We start from the raw sequence: 21,735 nt of genomic DNA, 5'->3' as shown, positions 1-21,735 counted from the left end.
AGCAATTAAAGTATTACTTTATATTATTAATCCTTACCCAATTTTACTTTCAGATTCTTAATCATATCTTTTGTCATTTCAGAAATTCCGAAATCATACGTCAGACCCCAGTCTTTTTTCGCTACTGAATCATCAATAGAAGCCGGCCAAGAATCTGCAATTGCCTGTCTGAAATCCGGATTATAATCAATCGTAAAATCTGGAATTTCTTTTGTGATTTCTTCTGCCAATTCTTTTGGCGTAAATGACATTCCACCCAAATTATAAGAAGAACGAACCGTCAAACTTTCTTTTGGAGCATCCATTAATTTCAAGGTTGCATTGATGGCATCATCCATATACAACATCGGCATTCCTGTATTCTCGGAAATAAAACTTGTATACTTCCCTTCTTCGATCGCTTTGTAAAAAATCTCAACTGCGTAGTCAGTAGTTCCACCTCCTGCAGGAGTCTTCCAGGAGATCAATCCAGGATATCTGATACTTCTTACATCCACACCATATTTATCGAAATAGTATTCACACCACTTCTCCCCTGCCATTTTAGAGATCCCATAAACAGTTGTTGGGTTCAATACCACATCCTGTCCTACCTCATACTTTGGAATTCCTTTTCCAAATACCGCGATAGAACTTGGCCAGAAGATCTTTTTAAGAAGCCCTTCTTTCGCCATTTCACAAAAATGAAGTAGTGGTTCAAGATTTAGTTTCCACGCAAAAACAGGCTGCTTTTCCGAAGTTCCGGATAAAAGTGAAGCAAGGTGATACACTGTCGTGATCTCATAATCATGAATCACCTGTCTTACCAATTGAGTGTTGGTAACATCCATTCTTTCATAGTGTCCGGCAGAAGTAATTCCTTCCTGCCATCTGTCCAATCCTGAAGCAACAACGTTTTCCGCTCCGTGAATTTCAACAAGTCTGTTCGTAAGTTCGGTACCAATTTGTCCCAAGGCACCTGTAATCAGTATTCTTTCCGTATAGGATTCCATTTTTCAGATTTTTTTAGAATTGTACAAAAGTAAAAAAAACATGTCAACCAGAATAAAAAAGGTACACTTTCGCGTACCTTTTATAATTCTAAGAAAAATATTGATTAAAAATTAAGATTTATCCTGGCAAAAAGAAACCTTCCGTTCATTCCGAACTGAGAAACATTTCGGGAGTACACAAACTGATTCTGATTAGAAAGATCAATAGTAGAAGTATTAACATACACAAGGTTACCGGAAGCATCCAAAGAAGGTGTTTTCACAGCTGTCGGACCATAGTTTTTATCGGGATAAATATCAAATAAATTATTGGCTCCTAATGTCAGTTTAAGGTTTTTGGTAAATTTATACCCTACAGATAAGTCTGTAATCACTTTTCCTCCCCAAACCGGATGTTCAGTAGCCACAGCCTGCCCATTAATAATTTCTCCACTTACAATTCCGTCCCCGTTAGCATCCATTGTATTGGGATCTGTAACTTTTCCAAAATAAACATTCCTCAACAATACGCTGAATTTATCCATCTCTAAAGCATTATTCAGTGAAGCTTTAAATCTTGGTATAGCTTCTTCAAGATAAACACGGCTGGATTCAGAATAATACCTGTTTACCTGGCCGGCTTTGATTAAAACATCAGAACCATGAATATCTCCTACCCTGTTAGTCTTTGAAACAGTAATTGCCAAATCTGAATTCAGAGAATATCTTTCAGAAAACTTTGCTTTATGCGAAATCACGCCTTCAATACCTTTAGTCTGAGTATCTATAGCATTAGCAAAAAATGTAGCTGCATTCGCATTGGCCTTATCAAAGGCAGCCTGTAACCTACCAAGGTCACTTTCCGCCGGATAAGTTCCTGATGGTCTCGAAAACTGATCCGTTAAAACCACTCTGTTTTTAATTTTAATATAATAGCCATCTACTGTAAACGTTAGATTCATCTGAGGGATCTTAACCGTAAAACCGGCAGAATAACTCGTTGATTCTTCCTGCTTCAATTGTGGGATTCCTAAATATCTGGCTGCATCAGAATCATTTGAAAAAGTTCCCACCTCATATGGCACTCCTCCAACAAACTGTGTGGCAGTAGCATTGAAATAGATCTGCTGCAAAGAAGGAGCTCTGAATCCTGTAGAATGTGCTGCTCTGATATTGATCTGATCAGTAAGTTTATATCTTGTAGCTAATTTATAATTGAATGTAGATCCAAAATCTGAGTAGTTTTCGAATCTAAGTGCAGCACTCATTAGCCATCTGTCAGTTACATCCAATTCCGTATCCACATAAGCAGCAACAGAATGCCTTCCATTATTTAGAGCATTCTCAGGGCGAAAACCTGGAAATACCTGAGACCCTCCGGGTCTGGTACCTCCAAAGAAGTCAGTAGGCTTTAGAGCAGCAGCTGTTGTGGGAGTCTGAATATTTCCATTAATATCATAAAGAGCCCATGAAGCTTCCTCTCCATTTTCTATCTTATACTTTTCGAATCTCATCTCTCCCCCGAAAGCAACATTAAAGCCTTTTAACCAGTCAATCTTTGTATCAAAATCTGCATTGATGGTATTTTGAGAAAATCCTAAACCGCCTGCATCAAATTCTCTTTTATTTGGATATCGCATGGAGGCATTGGCTGTATTTTTTATCGTATAGTCAAAAGTATTTCTTCCAAAAGTATTGCTGATATCATAATTAATATTTCCCAACTTTCCTTTAAATCCCGCAGCAAACGAAAGATCTATAACATCCGAAGCTATTTCCGGAAGAAAACCATTAGGATATATAGAGGTAGAAGTTCTGCTTTGATTAGGTCTTCTGTAAAAACCTGCTGCATTTCCAGCTCTATAGGAAATTCCTCCAAAAGCATATCCCCGGATTGTTGAAGACAGATCAAATTCAGAGTTCATAAAAAACTGACCGGATCCTAACCTGGATTGTCCCACCCGCATATTAAAGTCATCTCTTGTTAACCCTCTGTAAGCAAGTTCATTTTCAGTAACATCTCCCTTCAGAAGATCCTGCAAGGCTACAATTGTATTAGCCGACTGAATATTAGCCTGTTGTGCCGCAGTAAAATAATTTACATTTGGAGCATACTGATGTATATAATCTATGATTTGCTGTGTATTGGAAGTATTATTGATATTCCCAAAAAGAGCGGAAATATTAACTCCTTTTTCTAACGCCCTTTGCTCAATAGCATTATAACCATTAAAAATATCGCCTGTTGCTGACTTGGCTCTTCTGGTGTCATCCCTGTTCAGCAAACTTGCTGTAAAATTGATAAATCCATTATTGCCAATTTTAGTTCCGTAATTAAGATCAAGCTGATACTTCGCTCCGTCCCATCCTCCGGTATGATCATTAGCTCCCTTCGAATTAAATCCTCCTCCTGTAATTGCAGCGGTGAATGCATTCGTATTTTTTTTCATGATCACATTAATAACCCCGGCAATGGCATCTGAACCATACTGAGCTGAAGCCCCATCCCTCAATACTTCCAGTCTTTCAATAGCAAAAGCCGGAATAGCATTCAGATCCGTTCCTACAGATCCTCTACCAGGAGAACCGTTAATATTAACCAGTGATGAAGTATGCCTTCTTTTTCCATTAAGTAAGACAAGTACCTGATCGGGTCCCAACCCTCTCAGCTGAGCAGGATCAACATGATCCGTACCATCTGCTACAGTTGTTGAATTGGAGGTAAAAGATGGTGCAGCATAGTTTAAAATCTGATTCAGATCGGTTTGCGGAGTTAATACAGATTGTGATCCAATATTGATAACATCTACGGGAACAGGTGTATCAGTTGCCACACGGCTTTTATTTCTGGACCCTACAGTAATCTTAACTTCATCTACTGTTTTTACTTGTACAGAATCTTTCGTTTGCGCATTTAGATTAGCGGATAGAAAGAATAATGTACCCAAAAATATAATTTTCTGATAATTTTTTTTCATGTGTTTTTTTTTCAAATGTATCAATTAAAATGATAAAAAATAAATTAAAGTTCATTAAAAATTGAAATAAATTAAACATTATTCAATACTATTGAATAAATTAATAATTATCAATAAATAAATTTAAAATATATTGATAACTATAAAAATCAAAGGATGATTTTCACATACCTGCTAAAAAAAGCCATTTACACAAAAAAATCAATAATTTTGTTGTAAGAAAAAACAATCATATGAAGAAGATTTTAATTGCTTCGATGCTGTTGGCAGCTCAACTCAGCTGGGCTCAGTTCACAGATATCAATATTATCAAGGAAGTACAGGTAAAGAATAAAGGTGTTGTAGTCTCTGCACACCCATTAGCCAGTGAAGCGGGCGCTAAGATCTTAAAAATGGGCGGAAATGCCTATGACGCTGTTACCGCAACACAATACGCACTTGCTGTAGTTTATCCTCAGGCTGGAAATATCGGAGGAGGTGGATTTTTGGTTGGCGTAAAAAATAACGGTGAAAAATTCACTCTGGATTATAGAGAAACCGCTCCTAAAAAAGCCTCCAGAGATATGTACATTGATAAAAAAGGAAAAGCAGATACTGATCTTTCCCAGAACGGAAGACTGGCCGTAGGTATTCCGGGAAGTGTAGCAGGATTCTTTGCTACGCTGAAATACTGTAAACTGCCTATGGAAAAAATCATCCAGCCCGCTATTGACCTTGCCGAAAAAGGATTTGCCATTACGGATAAAGAAGCGGAAATGCTGAATAATCAAAGAGAAAAATTCCAGAAGCATAATAAATCTTCGATCATTTTTGTAAAAGGTACTCCGTGGAAAGCCGGAGATCTGTTGATCCAAAAAGACTTAGCTGAGACATTGAAACTGATTCAAAAACAAGGCGCTAAAGGTTTTTATGAAGGAAAAACAGCTGATCTTCTGGTTGCTGAAATGAAAAGAGGAAACGGAATCATCACTCTGGAAGATCTTAAAAATTATAAAGTTGCCGAAAGAAAAGCTCTGGAATTCGACTATAAAGGAAGCAATGTTGTTACCATGCCTCTGCCTTCAAGCGGTGGAGTTCTTCTGGCTCAAATGCTAAGAATGGCAAGTTTTGAAAACCTTGAAAAGTATCAGCAAAACTCTACAAAAGCAGTTCAGATCATGACTGAAGCAGAAAGAAGAGCTTACGCCGACAGAGCAGAATATATGGGCGATCCGGATTTTATTCAGGACAAAACCTCTTATCTGATCTCGGATGAATACCTGAAAGGAAGATGGAAAAGTTTCAGTTTTGACAAGGCTACTCCAAGTGCAGAAGTAGGTAAAATCATAGAACAGCCTAAAGAATCTATGCAGACTACTCATATTTCTGTATTGGATAAAGATGGAAATGCAGCTTCTGTAACCACCACACTTAATGGATACTATGGAAGTAAAGTCCTTGTTTCAGGAGCCGGATTCTTTTTAAATAATGAAATGGATGATTTCTCTATCAAACCAGGTGTACCGAATATGTTTGGAGCAGTAGGCGGAGAAGCTAACTCCATTCAGCCTAACAAGAGAATGCTCTCTTCTATGACCCCAACCATTATTCTTAAAAACGGAAAGCCTTATATGGTCGTGGGAACTCCAGGAGGAACTACAATTCCGACTTCAGTGTATCAGTCTATCGTGAATGTAGTGGATTTTAAACTGAATGCCAATATTGCGGTGAATGCCCCGAAATTCCATCATCAGTGGCTGCCAGAAACCATTACCGTGGAAAATAATTTCCCGGAAAGCACTATTTCTGAACTGAAAAGCAAGAATTATGTCATTGAAAAGACAAAATATATCGGAAAGACAGAAATGATTGTTCTTGATGAAAACGGAAATATTCACGCAGTAGCAGACGGCCGTGGAGATGATTCTGTTGCAGTAGAATAATACTTATATAATACATCAAAAATACAGTTTGGGCTTCATTCTTCGAATGAAGCCCAAACTTTTTTAAGCACTTTAGAAAACAAGTACTACAGATTCTTTTCAATGACTTTTGTCATGTTTTTAGATAAATTTTCTTAATTTTCGCCCTTAAAAAAACAAAACGACTGTTCTTTGAAAGCAAAAAAAATACACAATCAGCTTTATTTCCAGGTGATTATTGCCATCATTGCAGGTATTCTTCTAGGAAAATTTTATCCTGAATTAGGAGAAAAGATGAAACCTTTGGGAGATGGATTCATCAAATTGGTAAAAATGATTATCGCTCCGGTAATTTTTATTACGCTTACGCTAGGAATCGCCCATATGACCGATTTGAAAAAAGTAGGCAGAATTGCAATCAAAGCAATGATCTATTTTTTCACCTTTTCAACTCTGGCTCTTATCATCGGATTATTAGTAGGAAATATTCTACAGCCAGGACATGGTTTAAATATTGATCCTTCTACTCTTTCGGGTGATGTTTCTCAATATCAGGCAAAAGCTCATGAATCAACACTTACGGGCTTCATTATGAATATTATTCCGGAGACATTATTCAGTCCGTTGGTGGGTGAAAATATTCTTCAGGTACTTTTGGTAGCAATTTTAATGGGAGTTGCTTTAGTTTTAACAAAAGAAAAGAGCCAGAAAGTAACTGATTTCCTACAGGATTTATCAACTCCGGTATTTAAAATTGTTCACATGTTGATGAAGCTGGCCCCGATAGGTGCTTTCGGAGCAATGGCTTTTACGATCGGTAAATATGGACTTCATTCTGTTCTGAATCTTATATTTCTGGTAGGTACATTCTATATTACGTCTATCCTTTTTGTCGTTCTGGTATTAGGAGCAGTAGCGTGGTATAATGGATTTAATATTTTCAAACTTCTTTTCTATCTTAAAGAAGAGCTACTTCTCGTTTTGGGTACAAGCTCTTCAGAGTCTGCCCTTCCTGGAATTATGGAAAAACTTGAAAAAGCAGGCTGTTCACGCGCCATTGTAGGTCTTGTGGTTCCCACCGGATATTCTTTCAATCTTGACGGAACGAATATTTATATGACCCTGGCCTCTCTTTTTATTGCGCAGGCCTTAAATATTCATCTTCCTATTGAAAAACAACTGATGCTTCTTTTGGTGGCTATGCTAAGTTCAAAAGGTGCAGCTGGTGTTACAGGTGCCGGATTTGTTACCCTTGCAGCAACATTGGCCGTAGTTCCTGAAATTCCGATTGCAGGAATGACTTTAATTCTTGGAATTGATAAGTTCATGAGCGAATGCAGAGCTTTAACCAACGTAATTGGGAATTCTGTAGCTACCGTAGTAGTTGCCAACTGGGAAAAGCAGCTTGATAAGAAGCAACTTCAATACTGCCTGGATCATCCGGCTGAAGTAGAAAAGAAACTGGAAGTATAGCAGGTGGTAGATGACAGGTTTTAGGTTGCAGGGATTAGGGGGAATTCAAGGTTCAAGGTTCAAGGTTCAAGGTTTAAAGTTGTAACCAGCAACTAGTAACCTCGAAATAAAAGAAACCCGCAACTCGCAACCAAAACAACTCGCAACCAAACAACCAGCAACTCGTAAACTCGAAACCCGTACCCTAGAATCTAAACCAAAATACTCAAACTTGCAGGTTGGACTTTAACATGAATCGGTGATTTGATTTTATTGAATTCACCATCCAGATGCCAGTTTTTGGTATTGACCTTAAATGATATTTCAGAGACTGGAAGATAGGTTACATATTCATCATCTTTCAGTCTTTTGGTAAACATCCGGAAAGCAAAGAGTGCAGAATACGTAAGTGGAAACTTTTTTACCAAAACCATGTCAACCAACCCATCACTTTTACTGGCTTTCGGAGCAATATAAGCATTGTTACCAAACTGGCGGGTATTGGCGATGTTCATCATCAGATACCTTCCATTGTACTGTTGATATTCTTCATCAAAAAATTTCACCTTGATCGGCTTGTAATTGAAAAAGGTTTTCAGGGAAACTTTGATATAGTTTTTGAATCCACGGCTTGTTTTTTCAAATTCTTTAACGACTTTACCGTCAAATCCCGTTCCCGAAACATTGATGGAAAGCCTGTCATTTACCGTAAAAGTATCAATCTTTCTGGAATTTTTGATTTTAATTTTTTCTAAAAGTTCATCAAGATTTTTACTGAATTGTGTTTCATTGGAAAACCCATTTCCTGAACCTGCCGGAAAAATTGCCAGAATTTTATCTGTATAAATAAGATTTTTGGCTACTGTAGAAATAGTACCATCGCCTCCTATTGCCACAAAAATATCTACCTCTTCAAAATGAGACTGAATAAATTCCTCTGTTCCGGGAATAGATTCTGACACATAATACAATGGGTTATTAACCTTTGTTTTAAGTTCGTTTAAAAACGGCTGATAGTTTTTTTTGGCCGAAAAAGGATTGATAATAAAAGCTACTTTGTCCATCACCACAAAATTAAAAAATGCTTCCAAAACTGGAAGCATTAATTTACTTAATTTTCATTCTTTCTTTAAATTCTGTATTCAATGTGCCTTTCAGGTCTTCCCATGAAACCGGAATTGTAATGTCTCCGGCAGCAAAAGCGGCAATTTCATAGGGACTGTAGTGAAAATACAGGTTTTTATCATCAAAATAAAAGTTATCAGATGCCGGAATTTTATCCACTAAAAGCATTTCTGAATTTTTTACTTCTCCGTCTCCATCCATTGTTCCACTATTTATTTTATCAATATTTTTCATCAGAATGGCTTCAATTTTATTTTTAGGCATTGAAGTAATGTCTTTCAATTCTAATTTTTTGTTGTTTTTAAGATCAAAAACCCTTTCAGAAAATCCGTAGTTATCATGTGCTCCTCCTTCATATCCGCTTCCCAAATATTGAATATGCATATAACCGTTGGTATTAGAAATAAGATTCATATGAGAGCTTGAATACCAGTTTTGAGCATAAGTGACATCTGAAACCCAGTCTTTATTATCATTTTTTACAGAATTGAAATAACTGTTTTTTTCATTATCCAGATAAGCCTGAAGACCGGCTTTGGAAAAATCTTTAATCTTTTCATTCTGGAAATAGATGCTGTCTAACAGTTTTTTATCTTTTAAAGTAGGGAAAACCAAGAGCTTTGAAGTAAAGCTCACTTTTAAAGAGTCTGTAATTTTTGTAGAGTCATTGACTTTCACAGAGTCTACTACAAATTCTTCAGTGGCTTTGTTTTCTGTTTTTTCTACTGATCCTGCCGGTTCATTTTTTTTACAGGCAGTCACTGCTAAGAAAGAAGATAATGCTATAACAGCAATCGTATTTTTCATAATTCTATTTTTTTATATCAAATACAAAAACCATTCAAAAGATGAATGGTTTTTGAAAAAAAAATATTTTTTTATTTAAATCCTGTTAACTATTACTTTTTTATAAGGCTGATTACCTGATTTTCAAATTTCGAAGCAACACCCCAGATTTGTTTGAATGCAGGGTAATATTCTTTCGGATAATCTGAACTACCAATTTTTGTAGTCGTAGTCACCACCAATAAATTTCCTTTTTGTTCTACAGAATAAGTATAAGCTATCTCTTTATCTTCGGTAACAATTCTTTTTTCTTTAGGCATTTCCTCAATCACATACCCTTCCGGGATTTCAAGAGTGACCTTTTTGGTTTTGGTTATAGGCGATCCAAAATCGATAGGATATTTTCTTACTTCGGTTTGATCAAATTCATTAGAGCTTTTACTTAAAAACAACATCGGATTAATAATCATTTTCTTCCCTACTCTGTCAATAAGGTTGGATGAAGAGAATTTCATACTGCTTTCAAAGTCTCCATTTTCCAACACTTTTGAATTGATATCTGTGAAGTCCATTGAAAAGTTCTCCTTATACTGTTTTTTGTATTTTTCTGCATTATCATCGTAGTTGTCTTTAGCATACATTGCGTATGCACCTGTATCTTTATCTGAATAGGTTCCGGAAATACTTCCGTCATCATTGATCTTGGCATTTGCAGTAAGATAAGTATTACTGGATTTCAAATTGGTCATTTGAATCTGCAGAGCTTTATCTCTGGTCACCAAAATCCCTAACTGATTCCAGTTTTTAAGAGGAATTTCATCCAGCGAAGACTGTTTAGAGGTAGCATCATAAATATGCAGCTGATTATCTATATTGATGGCACTCAACACGAAGTTCATATTGGATATATTGGGAGATACCAAATTAATCAGCCCGTTTTCTACTGTAGAAATAACCAGCGGGTCGGCTTTAAGACCAGCTTCACGAAGCATCATAACCAGAAAAAGATTGATTTCTGCGGCGTTCCCCGTTTTAGTTTCCAAAAGCTTTTTGATACCATCTTCTGTGTAAATCCCTTTGTCTTTATTCCAGGTAAAAGTCTTTTGAACGTATGAAAAAATAGCATTTGCTTTTTCAAGATCAGTTTTCATTTCCGAAACTCCTGCCGGCATATTTTCTTTTGCCAGTTTTGTTCTTTTCAGCTCACCTCCAAAATCTTCACTTTCATAAAGTCTCTTCGAAATCTGATCCCATGAAGATGAATACAGTTTAAGCTCACCGAAATTCGTAGAATTTAGCTCCGCACTGATTTTTGTTCTGAAATTTCTATCATTTCTTACAAATTTCTCAGTTTTAAAGCCATTCAAGTTTTCATAAGCAAATCTAAAGGTTTTATATTGAGCACCATACAGATATCTTTCTTCCATTTCTCTATACTTAGGGCTGATTCCTCCTGTATAGTTTACATTATAAGACATATTGATGGGCGTATCAAAGACATATTCCGTATTCAGTGAAGGAGTATCGGATTCTATCAATACCTCTGGAATTATAAATCGGAACGGAGATATAATTTCATATTGATATTCTATAACTGATCCGTTTTTCACGCTTGGAAAAGCAAATTTCGTTAAAGTAACATATTTATTCTCTTTGCTTTTATATTGAGAACTTTTCTCCACTTTTACGGGAACCGTAGTTCCATTTTCAAGATTGTAGGTAAAAGCTTTGAACTTCCCCAGCGATTCTCTGTTGGTTCCAACATTATAAATAGGAATTTCAAGATTCAACCAGTCTTCAGCTTTATCTTTATTATAAATCTTAACTCTGTAAAAATATCTTTTGTGCAGATTCCCTGTATTAGCATCTACCATAAAATAAGCAGACTTATATAAAATTTCAGCAGGAGCATTTTCATCTAATAATGATTTTGCTTTAGATAGGTCTGCGTCATTAAATTTAGGAGGATTCAGAAATTCATATTTCTTCTGAGCATTGACCAATATTGTATTGGCAGAGCAAAGAAGCAATACTATAATTTTTTTCATGGTTATATTTTTGTTATTAAAATTTTTGAGTTGTCCATATTCAGAATCTTTTTTCTGAAATTGATGTAATCATTGTATTTTTCTTTTGGATATAATCCTTTATTAATCTGCATTTTTCTGATCACCTTTACTTGCCCGTCACTTGTAGCGAAGCTCAGTTTATAAGATCCAAATTCAGAAGTAATGCTTGAATTATCCGGAGTTTCATCTACTTTATACCCCATAGGAAGAACAAAAGCAATTTCATATTCATCTTCGTAAGACATATTTACTTCAAAAGGAAGTTCACGATTTTCGTCTGTTTTAAAGATCAAATCAGAGAAAATAGGAACCGATCTGAACAGAAGACTGTTTCCTGCTTTTTTAGAGAAATTATTGGTTTTGAAATCCACGTCATAAGTAATAACAGCATTATCTCTGTCATTATTAAAATTTTTCATTTCAACTTTTTCAAAGTTTAAAACATCAAAAGTTCCCTTCAGTGCATCATTTTTTTCCTTAGGATTAAGATTAGCAAATCTTAAATTATAATCATACTGATTTCCTGTATAGGAAAAATTTCCTGTTCCCGTAATGCTGTTATCTTCATTAAGGTTAACTCTCAATATTTGTTTTTCTTTGTTCTGTTCAGCTTTATAAACCGGTGTATTGATCAGCTCAATTCCTTTTGATGTTACGGAAAGTACATTTCTGTCCGTAGTACTGTAACTTAAGTGGTTAAAAGCTATTTGCTGAGAAGTATTTTCAAGCCAGATATTTCCTTTTTCCGTTGGGACCATCAGAATAATATGATTCCCACCCATAGAAGGAAATTCCGGATCAAAGGAAACCTGTGAACGACCGGAATTGATAATACAATAATTGGAAGGAATTCCAGCTTCATTCAAAAGAATCTTCATATAATTGGTGAGCCCTTTACAATCTCCATACCCTTTTTTCTGAACCTCATCCGGCAACATGGGCTGCCAGCCTCCTATTCCTAATGAAACAGCGATATATCGGGTTTTGTTCTGCATGTACTGATAAATTTTCTTTACTTTATCTTCTACAGATCCTTGTAATTGTAAAGAAGCTACTTCAGCTTTAATTGCAGGAGTAGATGCAGAAACAGGTACCAAAAGATCATTGTAAATCCAGGTTCCAAAGTCTGTCCAGGTATTTAAAGTTCCCTGCTTTCCTGCCAGATTAAATTTCGCAAGTGCGAAGTTGACTGCAGGTAAAATTTTAACAGGTTGTGGAATCATAAAAGCATCATCAATGGCTGGTACATTTTTATATGAATACGTTTTATCATTTCCACTACCGCTTTCTATCACAGAAGTGTAATTGTATTTTGAAGGGTAAATCTTAGATCTAAGTTCAATTCCCGACGTATTAATGATTTTAAACTGTGCTTCCTCCAAAGAGATTTTAGGAGAAGTAAACGGTACAAAATCCGGAATAAAAACAGTATCTTCATCTTCCGCTTCATACGAAAAGTCAATAGTGTAGGGATATTGAACTGGAGTATATGAATAAACCAATATTCTGTTATCAGAATAAAAAACTCCCTGAGGATTGTTGGCTACATCTTTAAAATCAGATTTTGAAACACTTTTAATTTTTTTCCCGGCTTCATCATAGATCGTCACTTTGATGTTCGAAATACTTTTTGATTTATCATAAGAAATATAAGCTACGGCTTCATTATCCCCATCTTTATTTAAGACTGTAGTTACCTTATTTTTCTGATATTTTATTTCATCAATTTTATTGATCTGAATTGTTGTAAAATCCTTCCGAATCACAACATCTGCATTTTTCTTTAAATTCTCAGGAATAGCAGAGGCAGGATAGCTCTGTGCGAAATATAATGAGGCGGTAGATAAAGCCCCCAAGACTAATATTTTCATCATAGTTATTAAGATGGTACAAAAATAATAAAATCTTAATAACTGTTAAAAAAAATATAAAAGGCTTCAACATGTGAAGCCTTAACCTATTACTTAAAAAAGTACTGTATTAAATGTACCTATAAGAAAATGAACACATTATCAACTTTTCATCATTCAATTTTGAAAAGTTAAAAACAGAATATTTATACTCATTCTATATTGGGAGAAGGGTGTACCTATTCTGTAGCATGAAGGGATAAACTTCATATTATCTGCATTTCAAATTTAAAATAAATTACAATTCATGTAATTTAAATAATGTAGAATTAATAACAATAAGAAGTACAATAAATTCTACAGTTGAAAATTATTTATAAAAAAAGACCTCAAAAATGAAGTCTTTTAATTTTTTTGTTTCTTTTTTAATCATTCGGGACCAGTTTACTATCAAACTGATCACTTCCAAGTCCCAGTACAGGAATAAAAATAAATCCGAAAAGGAGAATCAGAATCGTGTAAAGAGGAGTTTCTTTGGCAAAGCCTTTAGCTAGCCTGTCATATACAACCCAGCATGCATAGATATTCACCAATGGAATAAAGAAAAGAATGATCCACCAAATTGGTTTTTTCACAATTTCCAGCAATACGATGGTGTTATAAATAGGAATAAAGGCAGCCCAGGCATCTTGTCTTCCTGCTTTCTGGAAGATTTTGTACATGCAATATCCATAGAAAATATAGCAAAGTAAGCCGAAGAACATTGTTCCGATCCCTAATCCTGCAGCTACTGCTCCAGAAGCTGCATCTGCCCCGTTGTAAGGGTCTGTTTGTAAAAGAGTTAACATATTATTGTTTTTTTGGTTTATCCAAATATAAAAAAAGCTTCTAAATAATTAGAAGCTTTTTTTATTATATTTTTAAAAACGTTTATGCATCAATTTTTGCATATTTCGCATTTTTCTCGATAAACTCTCTTCTTGGCGGAACTTCATCTCCCATCAACATTGAGAAAACACTATCTGCCTCTACAGCATTATCGATAGTTACCTGCTTCAGAATTCTGTGTTCAGGATTAAGGGTAGTTTCCCAAAGCTGCTCAGGGTTCATTTCTCCAAGACCTTTGTAACGTTGTACTTCTACTCCTTTACCGTCCGGAGCCATTTCTAAAGTAAACTCTTCACGTTCTTTTTCGTTATAAGCATATACTTTTTTGTTTCCTTTCTTTAATAGATATAAAGGTGGCTGAGCAATATAAATATAACCGTTCTCAATAAGCTCCTTCATATATCTGAAGAAGAAAGTAAGGATCAGTGTAGAAATGTGAGATCCGTCAATATCGGCATCGGTCATGATAACGATTTTGTGATATCTCAGCTTAGCCATATTCAATGCTTTGCTATCTTCTTCAGTACCTACAGAAACCCCAAGAGCTGTATATATATTTCTGATTTCCTCATTGTCATAAACTTTATGAAGCATAGATTTCTCTACGTTCAGAATTTTACCTCTTAAAGGAAGGATAGCCTGGAAGTGTCTGTCTCTTCCCTGCTTAGCTGTTCCACCTGCGGAATCTCCCTCTACAAGGAAGATCTCTGATTCTGCAGGATCTTTTGAAGAACAGTCAGATAGTTTTCCCGGAAGACCAGAACCTCCCATCGGAGATTTTCTCTGAACCATTTCACGGGCTTTTTTAGCAGCCTGTCTTGCTTTTGCAGCTAAAACAACCTTTTGAACGATCAGCTTAGCTTCATTAGGGTTTTCTTCCAAAAAGTTAGTAAGCATCTCCCCTACAATTTTATCTACAGCCCCTGAAACTTCAGAGTTTCCTAATTTTGTTTTAGTCTGTCCTTCAAACTGAGGTTCCATTACTTTTACAGAAACTACAGCTGTTAACCCCTCACGGAAGTCATCTCCTGTAACTTCTACTTTCTCTTTCTGTGGAATACCAAGATCATCTGCATATTTCTTAAGGGTTCTCGTCAAAGCACGTCTGAAACCTGCCAGGTGAGTTCCTCCTTCATGCGTATTGATGTTGTTTACGTAAGAGTGAAGATTTTCATTGAAAGAAGTATTGTAACGCATTGCTACTTCTACAGGAATATCATCTCTTTCACCTTCCATGAAAATTACGTGTTCCATGATAGATTCACGGTTTCCGTCAATGTAAGCAACGAATTCTTTTAACCCACCTTCTGAATGAAAAATTTCCGTTCTGAAAGAACCGTCTTCTAATTTCTCTCTTTCATCAGTTAATGTAATGGTAATTCCTTTATTAAGATAAGAAAGTTCTCTTAAACGGCTTGCTAATGTATCGTAATTATAAATTAATTCTGTAAAGATGGTATCATCCGGTTGGAAAAACTGTTTGGTACCTCTTCTTTCACTGTGACCAATTTCCTCTACACCTGTCTGAGCTTTTCCTCTTGAATAGATCTGCTGGTAAACGTTTCCATCTCTGTAAACTGTAGTGATCATCTCATTGGAAAGTGCATTCACACACGAAACCCCAACCCCGTGAAGACCTCCTGAAACCTTATAAGAGTCTTTGTCAAACTTACCTCCGGCTCCAATTTTCGTCATTACAACTTCAAGGGCAGATTTCTGTTCTTTTTCATGGAAATCAACCGGGATACCTCTACCGTTATCACTTACTTCAATTCCGTTTCCTTCCTTGATGCTAACGAAGATCGTGTCGCAGTATCCTGCCAATGCCTCGTCAATAGAGTTATCTACTACTTCATAAACCAAGTGGTGAAGTCCTCTGACTCCTACATCACCAATGTACATTGAAGGACGCATACGAACGTGCTCCATTCCTTCCAATGCCTGAATACTACTAGCTGTATATTGTTTTTGACTCATATTAAATATTAAAAATCCTGCTATATGCAAAGACTTACAAATATCGTGATTTTTTTCGAGGTATGAAAGTTAAAAAGTGTCAAAAAAATGTAGAGTTTTCTTAGTAAAAACATAAGAAAAAGGAAGCCAATAAAAGAATCAAAATTAAAATGTATTGTTGAAATACCAACTGTTGTAAATCATACTCTAATCAATAATTTATGCGTAAATTTATTTACTGAAAAGTTGATATTATGGATGATTTTATAGCTGCACGCGCTCAGATGGCACTCTCTCTGGGCTTTCACATCATATTCTCCTGTGTGGGTATGGTGATGCCTTTTCTGATGGCTTTTGCCCATTGGAAATACCTAAAGACCAATAATGAAGTATATAAAGGACTGACAAAAGCATGGAGCAAAGGAGTAGCCATCCTTTTTGCTACAGGAGCTGTTTCAGGAACGATGCTTTCCTTTGAACTCGGACTTCTATGGCCCGGTTTTATGAAACATGCAGGTCCGATTTTCGGGATGCCGTTTTCTCTGGAAGGAACTGCCTTTTTCATTGAGGCTATTGCTATCGGCTTCTTTTTATATGGATGGGAAAGGTTCAATAAATGGTTTCACTGGTTCTGTGGATTTCTAGTAGGAGTAAGCGGACTGGCTTCCGGAATTCTGGTGGTAGCAGCCAACTCATGGATGAACTCTCCCACCGGTTTCGATTATATCAATGGACAGTATCTTAATATAGATCCTATCAAAGCAATGTTCAATGATGCATGGTTTCCTCAGGCTCTTCACATGACGGTTGCAGCATTCTGTGCAACAGGATTTGCTGTAGCTGGAGTACACGCCTTTATGATTCTACGAAAAAGAAATATTGAATTTCATACCAAAGCTTTTAGAATTGCCGTAGGATTTGCTTTGATTGGAGCGTTCGGAGCACCTTTAAGTGGTGATGTTGCTGCAAAATCGGTGGCAGAAAGACAACCTATCAAACTGGCAGCTATGGAAGCTCATTTTGAAACTGAAAAAGGGGCTTCATTTGTGATCGGAGGAATTCCTGATGAGGAAAAAGAAGAGGTGAAATATGCAGTAAAAATTCCGAAAGTTTTAAGTTTTCTGGTGAGCAATGATTTCAATTCTGAAGTTAAAGGTCTTAAGGATTTCCCTAGAGATGAATGGCCTCCGATTGCTGTGGTTCATTATGCTTTTCAAATCATGATTTTCTTCGGAGTGGTAATGATTGTTATTGGAGCTATTTATTTATATGCTTTCTTCTTCAAAAAAGAATGGCTGAACAAACACTGGTTACTGAAAACATTTTTAATAGCAACACCTTTCGGATATATTGCGCTGGAAGCCGGATGGACAGTGACAGAAGTAGGAAGACAGCCTTGGATTATTTATGGGATTATGAGAACGGTTGATGCCGTAACTCCTATGCCGGGAATACAGTATTCATTCTATTTCTTTACTGCTATTTTCGTATCATTATCATTAATCCTTGTTTTTCTTTTAAAGAGACAGATTCAAATGGTACCGAAGCTTTACGATCCTACCGATGCTCAGTTTAACGATAAAAACAAAAAATCATGATTTACATTGTAATAGGTTTTCTCTGGCTATCCATCTGTCTTTATATTATTTTAGGCGGAGCTGATTTCGGGGCTGGAATTGTGGAACTTTTCACCCATAAAAAAGCCAGAAATAAGACCCAGGAAATCATGTATGAATCCATAGCTCCTGTATGGGAAGCCAATCATATGTGGCTCATCATTGCGATTGTAATTCTCTTTGTAGGGTTTCCCGAGATTTATACCACCATGTCTACCTATCTTCATATTCCTTTAGTACTGATGCTTTTGGGAATTATTGCGAGAGGAACAGCATTTACCTTCAGACATTATGATGCTGTGAAAGATAACTGGCAGGTTTTATATACTCAGATCTTTTATTATGCCAGTCTTTTAACTCCTTTCTTTTTGGGATTAATTGCTGCTGCTACGGTTTCACATTCTATCAATCCTGATGCTGTAGGTTTTCTGGACTTGTATGTATTCAGCTGGCTGAACTGGTTTGGAGTTTCTGTAGGTTTATTTACGGTAGCGCTTTGTGCTTATCTGGCATCTATTTTTTCATTAAGAGAAACGCGTGATAAGGCTGATCTTTTATTAATGATCAGAAAATCCAAGCAGACGATGATCTTCGTGGTAATTACAGGTATTTTGGTATTTGTGACCGCTTATATTTCAGACATTCCCCTTTTGATGTGGGTATTTTCTAAACCTTTGGGGATTATGGCAATTGCCTTTGCTACGATTGCTTTATTGCTTATTTTAAGAGCGATGAACCGTCAAAAACTACTTCCTGTACGTGCTTTGGCCGGATTCCAGATGGTGATGATTTTAGTGGCAGCAACGTATCAGCATAATCCGGATATTATTTTATTAGGAAACGGACAACATCTTTCATTGCTTGAGCATATGGCTCCTCCAAAGACTATTGCCGCATTGGGATGGGCATTGATGCTGGGTTCATTATTTATTCTTCCGTTTTTATTTTATCTGATGGCTTCTTTCAGTAAGTTGAGAAAATAGGTAAAATATGCAGACTTATAAAGACAAAACAGAACTCATTGAGGAGCTAAAGAAAAGATACCTGCTCTATGATCAGGAATTTAATGATGTAAAAGAAGAGGAAAAAGATCTTCTGCAACCAGGAGTTGACAAAACTCCGTCCCAAAATATTTCCTATCAATTGGGTTGGACTCACCTGCTTTTACAGTGGGAATCTGATGAAAGCAAAGGAATTGAAGTGAAAACTCCCACTCCTGAATATAAATGGAATAATCTGGGAGGATTATATCAGTCTTTTTATAATGAATACGGCTCTTATAGTTTACAACAGCAAAGAGAACTGCTGCAAAGTAAGGTTGATGAAATTATCACTTGGATAGAAAATCTTGACGATGAAACATTATTCACTCCCGGACAAAGAAAATGGGCAACTACTCCCGCCCAGTGGCCAGTCTGGAAATGGATTCATATCAATACCGTGGCTCCGTTTAAAAACTTCAGGGCACAGCTTAGGAAATGGAAAAAAGAAAAAGGTACAGCATAGTTCTGTACCTTTTTTATTGTTTAAAAACGCTTTCTGATCCTTTGAAAAAAGAAATTGAGTATTCCTAGTGTTATTTTGACAACAAGCATAATGACAAATGCTAATATAGCACCTGGAATCAAAAGAATTGGCCCTATAACGATCCATCCGGTTTTAAAAATTACGGCAAATGCAAGAATTGCCACAGCAATCATGATGATATACATAAGGGGTTTCATCCACCAGTCTTTACTTTCAGAATAATCTACATTGGAAAGAATATACCCTGTTCTTTTACCATATAAAATTTCAAGAAAAACTTTGTTTTCAGAAGTAATGTCAAATTTATCTTTTTTAACAAGTGTTTTAATATTCACGTCTGCATTGCTTTTATCATAGAAAAGTTCCAGATACTTTTCCTTTTTCCCTGAATCATAAGTCCTGCTTAGTCTTACAGCCGTATTATTTTCTTCATTTTCTATTCTTGAACCACTGAATACTTCAGAAAAAGATCTTTTTCTACCATCATTTTCTTCAATAAATACAACGGTGCAGGAATCATCGGAAAGACTGGCATCTCTCACAATATACATTTTAGAAAAATCTTTCTTAATATATAAGGTCTTTCCGGCAATATAAATTTCCATCCAGTTAATTCCATTTCGCCTTTTTTCCCGGTTAAATTCTACAATTTCTCCTTCATGTAAAAAGTCAGAGGTTTTGGAATTTTCTTCATGAGCCGAATATAGCGCCACAGGCTGAAGAATTTTAATTCGTTTTGACATGTTTAATAGGTTTTCAGTTAGTTTTTTAGGAGATGAATATACAAATAAAACCTTCTTTTACAATGCCCTACAAAAAAAGACTGCCCAAAAGCAGTCTTTCTATTTATACTATTTATTGTATTAAATCTTAAGCCAATTTCATCAAAAGATTTTCGTCAATCTTTTCTACTTTCACAATATTATTTTTTGTCAAAGTTTTAGAAGCTTTATCCCATTTTTTACCGGATAACTGGCTTCTTTCTTTTACTTCAGCTAGAGACATTGCTTCTTCCTGAGAGTTAAGGATTTCAAGGATTACTTTCTCATCCTCACCTAATTCAATCTGTGGAACTGCTTTTTCAGGTCTCATCTGAGGGAAGAACAATACTTCCTGGATTGAGGCATTATTCGTTAAGAACATAATTAATCTGTCCATACCGATACCTAATCCTGAAGTTGGCGGCATACCATATTCCAGCGCTCTTAAGAAGTCCTGATCGATGAACATTGCTTCATCATCTCCTCTTTCAGATAACGCCATCTGTGCTTCAAAACGTTCTCTCTGATCGATAGGATCATTAAGCTCTGAATAAGCGTTAGCGATTTCTTTACCGCATACCATTAATTCAAAACGCTCTGTTAAACCTTCTTTGCTTCTGTGTTTCTTTGTCAGTGGAGACATTTCGATCGGATAATCCGTAATGAAAGTCGGCTGAATGAAGTTTCCTTCACATTTCTCACCAAAGATCTCATCGATTAATTTTCCTTTCCCCATTGTCTCATTCACTTCAATACCGATAGACTTGGCAAAATCGTATAATTCCTTCTCCGTTTTTCCAGTGATATCGAATCCTGTAAATTTAAGGATTGCTTCTGTCATGGAAACTCTTGGATAAGGAGCTTTGAAGTCTACATTATGTTCTCCGAAAGTAGCCGTTGTAGTTCCGTTTACCTGGATAGCACAGAATTCCAATAATTTCTCAGTGAAATCCATCATCCAGTTGTAATCTTTGTACGCTACATAGATTTCCATAGCCGTAAATTCCGGGTTATGGGTTCTGTCCATCCCTTCATTTCTGAAGTTTTTAGAGAACTCATATACACCATCAAAACCACCTACGATCAATCTTTTCAGATACAATTCGTTAGCAATTCTTAAATATAATGGAATATCTAAAGCATTGTGGTGCGTGATAAATGGTTTTGCTGCAGCTCCACCAGGAATTGACTGTAGAATTGGTGTTTCCACTTCAAAATATCCTGCATCATTAAAGAATGTTCTCATGGCATTGAACAATTTTGTTCTTTTCACAAAAATTTCTTTTACCTGTGGATTTACCGTTAAATCTACATAACGCTGTCTGTATCTTAATTCCGGATCGGTGAACCCATCGTGTACAACACCGTTATCGTCAGTTTTTGCCTGAGGAAGAGGACGTAAAGCCTTTGTAAGAAGCGTAAAGTTTTTCACTAAAACAGTCTTCTCTCCTACCTGAGTAGTAAACAATTCTCCCTCAATACCGATAATATCACCGATATCCAAAAGGTGCTTGTAAACTTCATTATATAGTTCTTTATCTTCACCCGGACAGATCTCGTCTCTGTTGAAGTAAACCTGGATTTTTCCTTTAGAATCCTGCAATTCTGCAAAAGAAGCTTTTCCTTGAATTCTGCGGGACATCAATCTACCAGCGATCTTCACCTGTTTACTTTCAGAAAAGTCCTGTTTTATAGATTCTGTAGTATCTGTAATTATATACTCATCCGCAGGGAACGCATTAATCCCCATTTCAGTAAGCTTATTCAGCTTTTCTCTTCTAATGATTTCTTGTTCTGATAATTGCATTTCTTATTTTTCTAAAAGCGTACAAATTTAGGCATTTTTGACATGACC

The 21,735-nt window shown here is 36.1% G+C and carries 15 protein-coding genes; 5 read left to right on the top strand and 10 right to left on the bottom strand.

Annotated elements, in window-relative coordinates:
- Positions 1-26: 26 nt before the first annotated feature.
- Both ACKTTZ_RS16065 and ACKTTZ_RS16060 read right to left on the bottom strand, forming a co-directional pair.
- Positions 27-992 (bottom strand): NAD-dependent epimerase/dehydratase family protein, encoded by a 966-nt coding sequence (locus tag ACKTTZ_RS16065; RefSeq protein WP_407846019.1) that lies wholly within the window; start codon positions 990-992, stop codon positions 27-29.
- A 104-nt stretch (positions 993-1,096) separates the two neighbouring features.
- The gene (locus ACKTTZ_RS16060) at positions 1,097-3,949 is read right to left on the bottom strand and encodes a TonB-dependent receptor domain-containing protein (RefSeq protein ID WP_034695986.1); all 2,853 of its coding nucleotides are present in this window, start codon (positions 3,947-3,949) and stop codon (positions 1,097-1,099) included.
- 233 nt (positions 3,950-4,182) lie between these two features.
- Between ACKTTZ_RS16060 and ggt the strand changes: the two genes are divergently transcribed.
- Positions 4,183-5,871 (top strand): gamma-glutamyltransferase, encoded by a 1,689-nt coding sequence (gene ggt / locus ACKTTZ_RS16055; protein WP_407846018.1) that lies wholly within the window; start codon positions 4,183-4,185, stop codon positions 5,869-5,871.
- Positions 5,872-6,042: 171 nt separating this feature from the next.
- Complete coding sequence (locus tag ACKTTZ_RS16050; protein ID WP_253317040.1) at positions 6,043-7,323, top strand: dicarboxylate/amino acid:cation symporter; 1,281 nt, start codon at positions 6,043-6,045, stop codon at positions 7,321-7,323.
- 191 nt (positions 7,324-7,514) lie between these two features.
- On the opposite strand, the gene ACKTTZ_RS16045 is transcribed toward ACKTTZ_RS16050, so the two are convergent.
- The 6 genes from ACKTTZ_RS16045 to gyrB all read right to left on the bottom strand — a co-directional run bounded on the left by ACKTTZ_RS16045 (position 7,515) and on the right by gyrB (position 15,997).
- The gene (locus ACKTTZ_RS16045) at positions 7,515-8,366 is read right to left on the bottom strand and encodes a diacylglycerol kinase family protein (protein ID WP_034696091.1); all 852 of its coding nucleotides are present in this window, start codon (positions 8,364-8,366) and stop codon (positions 7,515-7,517) included.
- Between the two features lie 43 nt (positions 8,367-8,409).
- Positions 8,410-9,234: a DUF3298 domain-containing protein gene (locus tag ACKTTZ_RS16040; RefSeq protein WP_407846017.1), complete on the bottom strand. Its 825-nt coding sequence runs from the start codon at positions 9,232-9,234 to the stop codon at positions 8,410-8,412.
- Between the two features lie 92 nt (positions 9,235-9,326).
- Complete coding sequence (locus tag ACKTTZ_RS16035; protein WP_407846016.1) at positions 9,327-11,261, bottom strand: transglutaminase-like domain-containing protein; 1,935 nt, start codon at positions 11,259-11,261, stop codon at positions 9,327-9,329.
- Between the two features lie 2 nt (positions 11,262-11,263).
- Complete coding sequence (locus ACKTTZ_RS16030) at positions 11,264-13,156, bottom strand: DUF3857 domain-containing protein (protein WP_034695993.1); 1,893 nt, start codon at positions 13,154-13,156, stop codon at positions 11,264-11,266.
- A 401-nt stretch (positions 13,157-13,557) separates the two neighbouring features.
- Complete coding sequence (locus ACKTTZ_RS16025; protein ID WP_034695994.1) at positions 13,558-13,980, bottom strand: DUF5684 domain-containing protein; 423 nt, start codon at positions 13,978-13,980, stop codon at positions 13,558-13,560.
- Between the two features lie 82 nt (positions 13,981-14,062).
- Entirely contained in the window at positions 14,063-15,997 is a 1,935-nt protein-coding gene (gene gyrB, locus ACKTTZ_RS16020; RefSeq protein WP_034695996.1) for a DNA topoisomerase (ATP-hydrolyzing) subunit B, read from the bottom strand.
- A 233-nt stretch (positions 15,998-16,230) separates the two neighbouring features.
- Between gyrB and ACKTTZ_RS16015 the strand changes: the two genes are divergently transcribed.
- The 3 genes from ACKTTZ_RS16015 to ACKTTZ_RS16005 are packed head-to-tail and all read left to right on the top strand — an operon-like array spanning position 16,231 to position 19,098.
- Entirely contained in the window at positions 16,231-17,574 is a 1,344-nt protein-coding gene (locus ACKTTZ_RS16015) for a cytochrome ubiquinol oxidase subunit I (RefSeq protein WP_034695998.1), read from the top strand.
- Positions 17,571-18,575 (top strand): cytochrome d ubiquinol oxidase subunit II, encoded by a 1,005-nt coding sequence (locus ACKTTZ_RS16010; protein WP_034695999.1) that lies wholly within the window; start codon positions 17,571-17,573, stop codon positions 18,573-18,575. The genes ACKTTZ_RS16015 and ACKTTZ_RS16010 overlap by 4 nt, the downstream gene beginning before the upstream one ends.
- A gap of 7 nt (positions 18,576-18,582) precedes the next feature.
- Positions 18,583-19,098: a ClbS/DfsB family four-helix bundle protein gene (locus ACKTTZ_RS16005; protein WP_407846015.1), complete on the top strand. Its 516-nt coding sequence runs from the start codon at positions 18,583-18,585 to the stop codon at positions 19,096-19,098.
- Between the two features lie 20 nt (positions 19,099-19,118).
- On the opposite strand, the gene ACKTTZ_RS16000 is transcribed toward ACKTTZ_RS16005, so the two are convergent.
- Entirely contained in the window at positions 19,119-19,862 is a 744-nt protein-coding gene (locus tag ACKTTZ_RS16000; protein WP_034696004.1) for a hypothetical protein, read from the bottom strand.
- Between the two features lie 127 nt (positions 19,863-19,989).
- Positions 19,990-21,687, bottom strand: coding sequence for a lysine--tRNA ligase (gene lysS, locus ACKTTZ_RS15995; protein WP_034696005.1), 1,698 nt, complete (start codon positions 21,685-21,687; stop codon positions 19,990-19,992).
- Between the last annotated feature and the right edge of the window lie 48 nt (positions 21,688-21,735).

Source organism: Chryseobacterium sp. KCF3-3 (genome assembly GCF_045865955.1).
Classification (GTDB): Bacteria; Bacteroidota; Bacteroidia; order Flavobacteriales; family Weeksellaceae; genus Chryseobacterium.
This window is presented reverse-complemented; position numbering and strand designations above follow the sequence as displayed.